Source organism: Bradyrhizobium sp. Kon69 (genome assembly GCF_055807515.1).
This window is the reverse complement of record NZ_JBVVOS010000263.1, coordinates 1-296: the sequence shown is the minus strand read 5'-3', so window position 1 is coordinate 296 and position 296 is coordinate 1. Positions and strand designations below refer to the sequence as shown.

Here is a 296-nt window from a genome sequence, read left to right as displayed (position 1 = left end):
CACCGTCAAATGCGCCCATGGCGCAAGCAGATGCAGGTGGTGTTTCAGGACCCCTATGGCAGCCTCAGCCCGCGCATGTCGGTGCAGCAAATCATCAGCGAGGGCCTGGAGGTTCACGCGCCGTGCAGCCTCGACGAACGCGAAGCGCAGGTCATCCAGGTGCTCAAGGACGTGGGCCTTGACCCCGCCAGCCGGCACCGTTACCCCCACGAATTTTCCGGCGGCCAGCGCCAGCGCATTGCGATTGCGCGGGCGCTGGTGCTCAAGCCGGCGTTGATGCTGCTGGATGAACCGAC

General features: G+C 65.2%; 1 protein-coding gene. It reads left to right on the top strand.

Annotated features, from left to right (window positions below):
- The coding region (locus AC0L3U_RS39095; RefSeq protein ID WP_473365075.1) for an ATP-binding cassette domain-containing protein at positions 1-296 on the top strand (296 nt) is incomplete at both ends.